The sequence below is a fragment of the Acinetobacter sp. YH01024 genome (assembly GCF_013420195.1).
Taxonomy (GTDB): Bacteria; Pseudomonadota; Gammaproteobacteria; order Pseudomonadales; family Moraxellaceae; genus Acinetobacter; species Acinetobacter amyesii.
In genome coordinates, this window is record NZ_VOYQ01000066.1 from 1 (window position 1) to 12,296 (window position 12,296).

A 12,296-nucleotide genomic window follows, 5' to 3' on the forward strand; every position below is an offset into this window, starting at 1 on the left:
AATGGAGAAATCTAATCGGTATGTTATACCTGAGAGAAGAGTGAGGAGTTATCCAAGGGTTGTAAAAGGAAAACCTCAAAAATACCCAAGAAAAAGCCAGTCAATCTCTTAACTGACTGGCATTACTCAAAATGAGGGCTTTTTTATTGGGTTTTATGCAGCATCTTTGATACATTGGGCTGAGATAAAATCAACTTTTAAAACAATGAAAACTCAAAACATTGCCATCATCGGTGCAGGTACGGCAGGATTAGCTGCTGCTGCAATGCTTGCTGCTCAAGGCCATCAGATCTGCTTATATGAAAAAGTCTCACAACTTGAACCTGTGGGTGCAGGATTATTATTACAACCTGCCGGACTGGCAGTTCTCGAACATTTAGGCATTTTGGAACACGCCTTAAGCCTTGGCGCTTTGGTAACAGGTTTGGAAGGTCAACTGGCTGGCGGTGACTTGCTGATAAACAGTCATTATCGACAAGCCGATGAACGTTCATATGGACTCGGCATTCACCGTGCCACACTCTGTCATGTCCTTGCATCCAAAGTCCGTGAATATCCTCAACACGTTGAGTGGTGCATGGCGCATGAGGTACATGAACTTCAAGAGTCCAGTGACGGTATAAACGTGATTGGACAATCCGCAGATCAATCCTTTCAACGTCAATTTGATCTCGTGTTGATCGCCAATGGCGCACGCAGCCATTTACGCCCTAAAGCATGGGAAAAGCTCAACCAAGCCTACCCTTGGGGTGCAAAGTGGATCATCGTGCCTGAATGCGAAGTGCTGAATCCGCAGATCTTGCATCAGTTCTATGACCGCTCCAACATCATGATGGGTGTAATGCCTACGGGAGCAATTCCAACGCAGCCTGAACAGCGCCTTTCGAGCATTTTCTGGAGTCTACCTACAGCAGATTTAGAAGGATTCTTAAAAACCAAAAGCGCACAGCAGCAATGGTTGCTTGAAGTTTCGAAACGCTGGCTGAGTGTTGCAGAATGGTTAGCGCATGTGATTCCACATCCAGATGATCCGCAGCAATGGCTGTCTGCCAACTATCGTGATGTGGTGCTGAGCAAACTTGGTGAAGGTCGTATCGGTATCTTAGGAGATGCGGCTCATGCCATGAGTCCGCAGCTTGGACAAGGTGCCAATATGGCGCTGCTCGATGCATGGGCCATCAGTCAAGCCCTGCTTCAATATCAACAGGATTTCTCACTGCAAAACCTCTGGCAGCAGTATCATCAACTGCGGTTGCCGTCCGTGCGGTTTTACCAATTTTTTAGCCGCCTACTGACACCGTTTTATCAATCACATCATCGCTGGACAGCACCGCTGCGTGATATTTCATTTCGTGCCATGTATCAGCTGCCGTTTTTCCGCAAAGAAATGGCCATCACGATTTCTGGCTTAAAAACAGGTGCATTTGGACAAATGAATTATGCCGACATTGCCCGTAAGCCTGCAGATGATTCTGCTGCTGAACTGCGCAATTTAAAATTTGATTAAGAATAAACTCCCCATCATTCTCTTGATGGCTTACACTATGATGCTGCTCAAATGCTGCAGCATTTTATTTTTTGATTTTTGAATTGGTGAAATCCTCATGAACAACCTGCAATGGCTCGATGAAGTAAAATTTAACGAACAAGGCTTAGTGCCTGCTATTGCACAGCATCATCAAAGCGGACGCGTTTTGATGGTGGCATGGATGAACCGTGAAGCGTTGGCGCAAACTGCAGAAAAAAATCAAGCGGTGTACTTTTCACGTTCACGCAATAAGTTATGGCATAAAGGTGAAGAATCTGGCCATTTCCAAACTGTGCATGAAATCCGTTTGGACTGTGATGCTGACGTGATTGTGCTGCAGATTGAACAGCATGGCGGCATTGCCTGCCATACCGGCCGTGAGTCATGCTTCTACCGCAAGCTTACTGCCAATGGCTGGGAAATTGTCGATGCGCAATTAAAAGATCCGGCTGCAATTTATGGCGCAAAATCAGCAAATCCACATACCCTTGCGATGAATGCATCCAATGCACAATCTGAGCAAGTCGAAGTACTCGACTACTTAGGTAAAATGATGGCTGAACGCAAACAAGCCGATCCTGAGTCCTCTTATGTGGCGAAGCTTTACCATAAAGGCCTGAATAAAATTTTAGAAAAAATCGGTGAAGAAAGTGTTGAAACCATCATTGCCGCTAAAGATTTTAAAATCGAAGCCAATGAAGACAACAAAAACGATTTAATTTACGAAGTGGCAGACCTTTGGTTCCATACCATTGTGATGTTGGGTTATTTCGATATTGATCCTCAATTGGTACTTAACGAACTCGCTCGTCGTCAAGGCCTTTCCGGTTTGGTTGAAAAAGCCAACCGTCAGCACTAAGACGCAACCGTGCCAGAGCTTAAAAAACCGACCGCGACCTATGAGCAGGCCACTGCCATAGATAACGCACGTCTTGGAAAATCATTTAAAGTGATTGCCTATGCTGGCACAGGTAAAACCACTACACTCCAAATGATCAGTGATGCCATGCCTCAGCGGCGTGGCATGTACTTGGCCTTTAACAAAGCCATTGCCACCGAAGCACAGAATCGTTTTCATCAAAATGTCGACTGTCGCACCTTCCACTCATTGGCCTATCGCAGTGTTCCACGTGGAGTGACTGACAAACTGCGTCTACCGCGTTTAAGCCCCAGTTTTATTGCCAAAGAATATCGACTAGAACCGATCACCCTACGTCGTATGATGGGTGGTCGTTATGAAAAATATGTGCTCATGCCATCACGTTTGGCGAGTCTGGTAGCAAACGCTGTCAGTTATTTCTGTTCAACCAGTTCACAGTACCCTGCCCCACGACATCTACAAGCACCGAGTTGGTTGCATCCTGACGATATCGAAAGCTTACAAAAGCACTTATATCCTGCGATTGAACGTCGTTGGTTAGAGTCGATTGATCCGAACCATGCAGCAGGGATTGGACACGATATTTATTTAAAACTTTGGGCTTTGTCTGAACCGAATATTCCTGCGGATTATGTGCTGTTCGATGAAGCTCAAGATGCTGACCCACTAATGCTGGGGATTTTACTGAAACAGCGGAATACCCAAGTCATCTATGTTGGCGATGCGCATCAACAAATTTATGCATGGCGTGGCGCAGTCAATGCCATGCAGCAACTCCCTTTACCCGAATCCCGTTTAACCACGTCTTTCCGTTTTGGTGAAGAAATTGCCTTGAACGCCAATGCTCTACTGGGCGCATTGAACGAAACCGTGCCTTTATTGGGTAATCCGCAGCTCAACTCTAAAGTGGTCAATAAACCACATACCAAGATGCGCGATGCCATTTTATGTCGTACCAATGCACGTGCGATGGAACTGTTATTAGCGGGTTTGGTTAAGGGCGAAAAAGTTAGCCTGCAAGCAGATCATGCGCGGCTCAATCGTTTTGTGGATGCCGCAGCCATGCTCAAGCAAGGCAAACGCGTAGTCGATGTCCCAGAGCTTGCCTGGTTTAACTCTTGGCATGATGTACATGAATATTGCGAGACCAATGACGGCAGCGATATTAAACCGCTGGTGAAGTTGGTCGATGACCACGGTACTGACCCGCTGAAAAAGGCACTGGCGAAAATCACCCCGATAGATCAAGCCGACTACATCATCTCGACCGCCCATAAAGCCAAAGGTTTAGAATGGGATCGAGTGCATATTGAAGATGACTACCAATTTAAGCTCAACGATAAAGATTATAAAATTAGTGACGAAGAGTTACGGTTACTTTACGTGGCCTGCACACGTGCTAAAGTAAGTTTAAATATCCATCATATTTATGACTTGATGCAGCATTTAAAACGTCAAATGCCAAAATCTTTGGCACAGGCGGTCAGCTAGTATGATGAAAAAGGTAAATAAACAATAAATCAGTAAAAGGTGCACCATGAAAATACAATCGATTCAACTCAAGCACACCCTTCATTTTACTGATATCACCCTCAATTTTAATTATCACGATCTGCCGATTACCTTAATTTTGGGTGATCAAAGCTCCGGAAAAACATCCCTACTGCGCTTTAGTTACCAGGCCCTCACTTGGTTCGCTGCACGCTATAAAGATTTACGCACCGCAGGCGTGGTAATGCTCGATCAAGACATCATGTTAAATCGCTTGCAATCGAAACTTGATATTCAAGTCAGTTTTCCCGAAGACATTGGCGCATTTCAGCTTTCAAGTGATCAACAAGACCAAGACCCACAATGTTGTTCATGGCAATTGTATAAAACCTTAAATAGTCAAGGCGTCGGCCTCAGTAAGGCCGAAACACAGCAATTAGAATCGATGGTTGCGCTGTATCAAAAAGCCCTCAAAGCCGATCCGTTACAAGGGCTGCCGCTTATAGCCTATTACCCTGCTGAACGCTTCGTCAACGACGTAAATATTCTCAATAAAAATAATCCTGCTATTTTTCAGCCTTCACATGCCTATGAAATCTCGGCCATTCCCTTTACCACGTTTATTCGTTTTTTTGAGTGGTTTCGAGAAATATCCGATATAGAAAATGCACAAAGTGCCGAATTAATTCAAAATTTATTACATCCAAAAAACCCAACTGACTCATCCAACACATCTGACACGCCACTTTTTGGACAAAAACTGGCGCAAGCTCAGGCCGATCTACACGCGCCGTCACTCAGATCATTAAAACAAGCCTTAGAGACCGTGTTGCCCAATGTGACCAATATTTATCTGCAATATCACCCTAGATTACAGTTAATGGTCTGCTATCAAGGCAAAGACATGTTGTTTCAACAGTTGTCGAATAGTGTCCGCAACCTTGTGGCCTTAATTGGTGATATTGTGCGTCGCCTGTGCCTACTCAATCCTCATAGCTTATATCCGTGCCAAGAAGGTGACGGTATTTTATTGATCGACGCCATAGACCACCAACTCGATCAAAACATGACTCAAGTGATTTTGACCCGTTTAAATCAAGCGTTTCCACGACTCCAAATCATTGCCAGCGGCAACCGTCCTGAACTGCTGGAACAGGCTTCTCGTTTTCAGTGCTTACAACTACAGAATAAAAAGCTCAGTGAGATTCAGCCTGAAAAACTACAAGAAACTTATGATCAGATTTATCAGCAGTTGCAACTCGGATCAAAGGTATCGCTTCCAGCCAAAACTGAAGAGACTGAATTAAATGAGCCACTGAACAGCCCAGATACGATCCAGCACATGTTGCAATTAATCCAGACGCAACTGACCGAGCAACAGCAACAAGAATTGGTTAGGGCTTTATCACAGCGGGGTGATCAGGACGTTACGATCCAACCGCTAAGTTAAAAATACTGAGGCTGATTAAGTGAGCGTAATCCATAGCCTCGATGTTTAAATATTCAGCAACAAGGCCGCAATAGATGTCTAGACAGTTTCGTCAGGCGTATAATGTGTAAGTGGTTCATAAAAAAGATTGATGTTGTTTTACGCATGTAATATGATCGGTTTTATTTGCAATTTTCATAGTAACATCGGAAATTGCTATCGCTTTACGAGTTGCGCAACACAGCTTGTTTTTAATTTTTTTGACACACATGGCTTTCAAGATTGAATTTTTGGACTGCTCTTTGCTGTCCTGTAATCCTTGAAAGATGAAATACACCTAGGTTTCACCGCCTAATCATGACAATGGATACGAGTGTGCTACCGATTATTATATTGTTACCGTTAATACTAGGCACAACACTTGTCTCGTGGTTGAAGCAATTCTCTCGCGGGGTAACAGCTTTAGGGGCGATTGGCGTCAGCCTCAGCAGTTTAGTTTTATTATTGAGTCAGGCTCAAGATGTCTTTAATGGCAAAACCATCATTCAAACTTGGCCGTGGCTCACTCAAGTTGGCATAGATTTCAGTTTCCGTCTCGATGCACTGGGCTTATTGTTTTCCCTGCTCATTACCGGGATCGGCACCTTAATTTATATCTATGCCTACTATTATTTAAGTCCAAAGAACTCGCTCAGTAAACTGTATGTTTTATTGATGCTGTTCATGGCTGCCATGCTCGGCATTTCATTGTCCAATAATTTAATTTTATTACTCATTTTCTGGGAACTCACCAGTATTTCATCTTTTCTGTTGGTCGGTTATTGGAGTAATTACGACGCTGCTCAGCGTGGCTCTCGAATGGCTTTAACCATTACAGGCATGGGTGGTCTATGTATGTTGGGTGGTTTTGTTCTGTTGGCGCAAATCACGGGCACCTATCAGATTGACCAAATCCTGACGATGAGTAGCCAAATTCAGCAGCATCCGCTTTTTGTGCCCACACTGCTATTAATTTTAATGGGGGCATTTACCAAAAGTGCGCAGTTCCCTTTCCATTTTTGGTTGCCAAATGCCATGGCAGCACCGACCCCCGTCTCGGCTTATCTTCACTCTGCCACGATGGTGAAAGCCGGAATTTTCCTGCTTGCGCGCTTATTGCCGATCTTTGCAGGCGCGGCGTTGTACCACAACTTGGTCACCTTTATTGGCTTATTTACCTTATGTATGGCGGCCTTCTTTGCCATTTTCAAAGAAGATTTAAAAGGGCTGTTAGCCTATTCCACCATCAGTCATTTAGGTCTGATTGTTTGCTTACTCGGGATCGGCTCTCCCCTCGCAGTTTCCGCTGCCATTTTCCATATCATTAACCATGCGACCTTCAAAGCAGCCTTGTTTATGATCGCAGGGATTATTGACCACGAATCAGGCACACGTGATTTACGAAAACTCTCTGGTTTATGGCAATTACTTCCGTTTACAGCAACGCTGACCATGATCACTGCGGCCTCTATGGCAGGCGTCCCATTAACCAATGGTTTCCTTTCTAAAGAGATGTTCTTTACTGAACTATTAGCCAACCTGACTGGGCCAGTGATGATCGTGTCAGCCATCATTGCCACCTTTGCCGGTATCTTTGCTGTCGCGTATTCGGTACGTTTGGTTCATGGGGTATTTTTTGATGGTCCATTAGGGAAAGAAGTTCCCAATAAAGAAGCGCATGAACCACCGTTTGGCATGCGTGCTCCTGCGACCTTACTGGCTGCTCTATGTATTTTAGTTGGACTCTTCCCTGCATTATTGGTTGAGCATATAGTCAACAGCACAGCACGTGCGAGTATTCAAAACCCTACGTTTGAAGGTACACATTTAGCGATTTGGCATGGCTTAAATGCCCCCCTTTTGATGAGCGTGATTGCACTCTTGGGTGGTTTAGTTTTCTATTTCGCATTGGCGAAGGGCGGCAAATTACGCCGGATCGACTTAGATCCACTTTTGGGTCGATTACAAGGTAAAGTGCTGTTCGACTTATTTTTAAAGCATCTATTACTCAGCTCAAGAAAGTTCCGTCGCTTTACTGAAAATGGCAAATTACAAAGCTATTTATTATGGATTTTGATCTTTAGTGTGGCCATCGTCATCGTTCCATTTTGGCTGCAAGGCATCGGCACAGGCAGCCGTGAACTGGTACATGCACCGGTCATCGCGATCGTTCTATGGCTATTATTATTCTCTGCATGTTGGATGATGCTTTGGTTCCACCATGAACGGATTAAAGCCGTCCTCATCAGTGGTGCAGTCGGTCTAGTTGTGACCATGGTGTTTATCTGTTTCTCCGCTCCCGATTTAGCGTTGACACAGATTACTGTTGACGTGGTGACCACCGTGCTCTTACTCATGAGCTTATCATTATTACCACAGCTCACACCTTATGAGTCGAGTGTGTCTCGTCGTTGGCGAGATGCAATAATTGCGATTATTGCAGGTTTAGGGATCGCATGGATTTCATGGCTGATCATGACCCGCGATCATAATTCCATCTCATGGTTCTTTATGCAGCAATCCATCCCACTTGGTGGTGGTACCAATGTGGTCAACGTGATCTTGGTCGACTTCCGTGGCTTCGATACCTTTGGTGAAATTACCGTACTGGGAATTGCCGCAATTGGTACGCTGTGCATGATGGATGGTATGCGTGCTCATGGTACCACCATTACGCAAGGTCTGACCTATCGTTTTAATCCGTCACCACTGATGTTCCGTATTACATCATCATGGATTTTGCCTTTAGCACTCGTCATCAGCTTATATATTTTCCTACGGGGTCATAATTTACCAGGCGGTGGCTTTATTGCAGGCTTAATTACCTCTTTAGCCTTAGTGATTCAATATATTGCGCTCGGCCAAGACCGTGCTGAACAACTGATTGGTGCAAAATCAGGTCGCTTATATGAAGTTTGGATTGGTATTGGTTTAACCATTGCGGGGCTGACAGGTATCGCGGCTTGGCTATGGGGGCGTCCATTCCTGACCAGTGCTCATATCTATGTATCGCCACCCATTTTAGGTGAAATGCACCTTGCCTCCGCTGCCCTCTTCGACACAGGTGTCTACATCACCGTTGTGGGCGCGACGATGTTAATGATTTCCGTCTTAGGCGACTCGCGTCACTCGAGTATGTCTGGTCCAGTTCCAAGAGGCGAATAAGATGATTAGTTTAGAATTTTTACTCGCTTCAGCCATTGGCTTACTGACTGCAACAGGGGTCTACCTGATTTTGCGGGCACGTACCTTTCCTGTCGTACTGGGTTTAGCCATGATTGGCTATGCCGTGAACTTATTTTTATTTGTCATGGGGCGTATTCATGTCAACGCACCTGCCGTGTTAACTGAAACCACCAAAGCGACCGATCCTTTACCACAAGCCTTGGTCCTGACCGCCATTGTGATTGGCTTTGCGACCACTGCCTTTATCGTACAATTGGCTCTGCGTAGCCGCTATGAAACTGGAACAGATCATGTGGACTCCAAAGAAGAAATACCGCAAATTGACCCGCGGGAGGATGAGCCATAATGCATGACTTCATCCAATTTTGGACTACGCATAGCCCGATTTTCAGTATTTTAATTCCTGCAATTACTGCATTTATTTTAGTCCTGCTGGGCAACCCCGGCTCTGGTTCTTTGGCGCATGACTGGCGACAACCTTGGCGTCGTGGAATCAGTTATGTTTCAGGCATTCTCGGGCTGATCACATCTATCAGTTATTTGATGATCGCCAGCTCTGGTCAAGTTTTGGTTTATAACTTGAGTGAATGGGCCGCACCATTCGGCATCGTTTTAGTCTTAGATCGACTCTCTGCTTTCATGTTGGTGCTAACCTATGGACTTGCTGTGCCAGTGATGTGGTTTGCCAGCAAAGAATGGGACGAACGTGGTCGTTATTTCCATGCCATGTGCCATTTCTTACTGATGGGTTTGTGTGGTGCGTTCCTGACAGGCGATTTATTTAACCTGTTTGTGTTCTTTGAAATCCTGTTGATGGCATCGTACGTTTTGCTCTTACACGGCCAAGGCAAAGCACGTTTTCAATTGGGTATTCATTACGTCACCATTAACCTATTTGCCTCTGCCCTTTTCCTGATTGGACTCGGGATGATTTACGGCAGTGTAGGTAGCTTAAATATGGCTGATGTTGCACGACTTATGCCTTTGCTTGAAGCGGATCAACATCGTATCGCAGTGGCTGGTGCATTGTTACTGTTTACCGTCTTTGGCATCAAAGCTGCAATGCTGCCTGTAGGGTTCTGGTTACCAAAGACCTATGCTGTGGCAACCACGCCTGTCGCAGCCTTATTCACCATCATGACTAAGGTCGGCATCTATGCCATTCTCCGTGTCAATGGTACTGTGTTTGACGATGGGATTAGCCGTGAAATCTTACAACAGTGGCTGTTACCGATTGGCTTAGTAACCTCGCTCTATGGTGCTTATGGTGCTATCGGAACCGATCGTTTACGTCGTTTTGTCGGTTTTATGATTTTGTCTTCTATCGGGACAATATTGGTTGCGATTTCACTCTTTAATACGGATGCATGGGCTGCGGGGCTTTACTACCTGATTCACAGTACCATCATTGGTGCAGCTTTTTATATTCTCTCGGGTTGGATTACCTCACAACGTGGCGAATTTAAAGATCATTTTAAAATTGCGCCCCATATGAAACAGCATAATACCGTTGCTGTCTGCTATTTCATCATTGCGTTGATGATGGCTGGTCTACCGCCCTTTAGTGGCTTTTTAGGTAAAGTATTTCTCTTACAAGCAACGGCAAACTCACCTTACCAAATCATGATTATTTTGATCGTATTGTTGGTGAGTTTACTCAGTATTATCGCATTCACCCGAGTTGGTTTTGTGCTTTTCTGGCGTTCATCTCGCCCAGAAGATGATATTGATACTGAAGAATATCAGCGTTATCAGGCTTTGCCGAATAAGGCACCGCTTCGTAATGACAAAACCATTTATCTGCTGTTAACAGCGCTTGTGGGATATATGGTTTTTGCTGCGCCGATCTATGACTATACCTACAAAACTGCACAGCAAATTCAAGACAATCCATTATATGAATCGTTGCTACTGAAAAAGGATGAAAAAGGCCAAATCATCAGTGTTCAACCTTATGATCCTGAAAATTTACCTGAAACCAAATATGGTGGTGAATCAGCCGATCCAAATGCACACCTCATTCCTGCATTGATCGCACCTGAAACTCTACATGGCAAGCATATTTCTGAGTACAAGCAACGCCAAATTCAGGGACAGCAACAAGAAGAAAAACTACCTGAAGAGACCCAACTAAAACCGATGGAGGCACCTTAACATGGCGAAAACATCTGTATTAAATCGCTGGTTTCCGCATCCATTGGTATCAGTCATGGTTGGTCTGAGCTGGGTGATGTTGGCGCACAGTCTAGATGCGGCCACACTCTGTATGGCCTTGGTTTTAGCCATTGTTATTCCGCGATTGGTTCGCCCTTTTATTGACCGAACGCCGAATATCAACTGGCTGGCAGCATGTAAATTATTCTTTGTGGTGTTATGGGATATTATTGTCAGTAATATCCATGTTGCAAAACTCGTCCTTGGTCCGACACATAAACTGCACCCGAAATGGTTCCGTGTCCCTCTCGATACACAGCATGAGGAAGTCAATTCTTTACTTGCGATGATCATCACCACCACACCCGGTACGGTGTCTGCCGGGATTGACCAAGATCGTGGTGATATTTTGGTCCATGCGCTGAGCACGGATGATCCTGAAGCGGAAATTCAAACCATTAAAGAGCGCTATGAACGCCCTCTCATCCTCATTTTTGGCGCTGATACAGGAGAATCCGCATGACAATTTTACCGTATGCGCTTGGCATCTGTTTAGTTGCTGTGACGATCTCGATGTTACTGTGCCTCATCCGCTTGGTGATGGGACCCTCAATCGTAGACCGGCTACTTGCTTTAGATACCTTATTCTTAAATGCTACCTGTTTAATTGTCATTTTAGGTATTTATTGGGCAAGTACATCAATGTTTGAAGGGGCATTATTGGTTGCCATGCTTGGGTTTGTGTCTACAGCCGCTTTAGCACGCTATTTCACCACTGGCCACGTGATCGACTAGGAGTCCATTAATATGCAATTAGTCATGGAAATTTTGGTCTCGATTTTTTTGGTTATTGGCGCTTTTTTCATGTTGGTCGGCGGTATTGGCATGGTTCGCCTACCCGACTTATTTATGCGTCTGCACGCACCGACCAAATCGAGCACCTTAGGATTAGGAAGTTTTCTAATCGCTGCAATTATTTATGCGGCATTTCAAGGCCGTTTTGGTTTTGCAGAGATCTTGATCACGCTCTTTGCCTTTATTACAGCACCGGTTTCTGCAAACCTCATGGCACAAGCGGCATTACATTTACGACTGCGCTCGATGAGTGGTGATGCACCAGAAGCGCTCAATCGCCCTCTTCCTTGGCAACGAACTCGGCGCCGTGCCTTTCACTCTAAAATCCATTCAAAACCGGAAGATCTGGATTAATTCCAGATCCAGTTTTGTTTATGTCTTCGAGCTAAAAAATTCTTTGATTCGCATCCACATTTTTTCAAATACGCTACTTTGAGCCATATATTGCAAACGCTTTTGGTTATATGGCGTCGTTTTTAAACCATATTTTTCAGCTAAATCAATCAGCATATTTGTTTCATAACTACTTTGAAAATGATCAGACCATTTAGGCTGATATTGACTCATCTCAAGATTCGCCAATTCTTGACATCCTCCCCCCCTTAAAAGCATAGGTATCTACACATTTTTTATAAATTGAATGCGATCTGAGCAATCGCATTCAGCTCATCAGACGAATACTCTGACAACAACTGAAGAGTGTTCAATAGTATTGAAAGCCCTGCCAGTATGGC

Annotated in this window: 11 protein-coding genes; 10 read left to right on the forward strand and 1 reads right to left on the reverse strand. The window is 44.7% G+C overall.

Translation table 11 applies throughout. The annotated features are described in order from the left end of the window. Positions 1-205: 205 nt before the first annotated feature. The 10 genes from FTT88_RS16085 (at position 206) to FTT88_RS16130 (ending at position 11,916) form a co-directional block, all read left to right on the forward strand. Positions 206-1,507 (forward strand): NAD(P)/FAD-dependent oxidoreductase, encoded by a 1,302-nt coding sequence (locus tag FTT88_RS16085; protein ID WP_180174094.1) that lies wholly within the window; start codon positions 206-208, stop codon positions 1,505-1,507. A 97-nt stretch (positions 1,508-1,604) separates the two neighbouring features. Then, positions 1,605-2,387: a bifunctional phosphoribosyl-AMP cyclohydrolase/phosphoribosyl-ATP diphosphatase HisIE gene (hisIE, locus tag FTT88_RS16090; RefSeq protein WP_078189402.1), complete on the forward strand. Its 783-nt coding sequence runs from the start codon at positions 1,605-1,607 to the stop codon at positions 2,385-2,387. A 9-nt stretch (positions 2,388-2,396) separates the two neighbouring features. Then, on the forward strand, positions 2,397-3,899 hold the full coding sequence (locus FTT88_RS16095; RefSeq protein WP_180009538.1) for a UvrD-helicase domain-containing protein: 1,503 nt from the start codon (positions 2,397-2,399) through the stop codon (positions 3,897-3,899). 46 nt (positions 3,900-3,945) lie between these two features. After that, positions 3,946-5,349 carry an AAA family ATPase gene (locus FTT88_RS16100; RefSeq protein ID WP_180174095.1) on the forward strand — a complete coding sequence of 468 codons (1,404 nt, stop codon included), beginning with the start codon at positions 3,946-3,948 and terminating at the stop codon, positions 5,347-5,349. A 342-nt stretch (positions 5,350-5,691) separates the two neighbouring features. Further along, complete coding sequence (locus tag FTT88_RS16105) at positions 5,692-8,532, forward strand: monovalent cation/H+ antiporter subunit A (protein WP_180174096.1); 2,841 nt, start codon at positions 5,692-5,694, stop codon at positions 8,530-8,532. A 1-nt stretch (position 8,533) separates the two neighbouring features. Next, on the forward strand, positions 8,534-8,899 hold the full coding sequence (locus FTT88_RS16110; protein ID WP_078189407.1) for a Na+/H+ antiporter subunit C: 366 nt from the start codon (positions 8,534-8,536) through the stop codon (positions 8,897-8,899). Then, the gene (locus tag FTT88_RS16115; protein ID WP_180021481.1) at positions 8,899-10,707 is read left to right on the forward strand and encodes a monovalent cation/H+ antiporter subunit D; all 1,809 of its coding nucleotides are present in this window, start codon (positions 8,899-8,901) and stop codon (positions 10,705-10,707) included. The genes FTT88_RS16110 and FTT88_RS16115 overlap by 1 nt, the downstream gene beginning before the upstream one ends. A 1-nt stretch (position 10,708) precedes the next feature. Continuing rightward, positions 10,709-11,230 (forward strand): Na+/H+ antiporter subunit E, encoded by a 522-nt coding sequence (locus tag FTT88_RS16120; RefSeq protein WP_168378198.1) that lies wholly within the window; start codon positions 10,709-10,711, stop codon positions 11,228-11,230. Then, positions 11,227-11,502, forward strand: coding sequence for a monovalent cation/H+ antiporter subunit F (locus FTT88_RS16125; RefSeq protein ID WP_078189410.1), 276 nt, complete (start codon positions 11,227-11,229; stop codon positions 11,500-11,502). The genes FTT88_RS16120 and FTT88_RS16125 overlap by 4 nt, the downstream gene beginning before the upstream one ends. 12 nt (positions 11,503-11,514) lie before the next feature. After that, the gene (locus FTT88_RS16130; RefSeq protein ID WP_180012110.1) at positions 11,515-11,916 is read left to right on the forward strand and encodes a Na+/H+ antiporter subunit G; all 402 of its coding nucleotides are present in this window, start codon (positions 11,515-11,517) and stop codon (positions 11,914-11,916) included. Between the two features lie 18 nt (positions 11,917-11,934). On the opposite strand, the gene FTT88_RS16135 is transcribed toward FTT88_RS16130, so the two are convergent. Next, positions 11,935-12,129, reverse strand: coding sequence for a hypothetical protein (locus tag FTT88_RS16135; RefSeq protein ID WP_180005485.1), 195 nt, complete (start codon positions 12,127-12,129; stop codon positions 11,935-11,937). Positions 12,130-12,296: the final 167 nt, after the last annotated feature.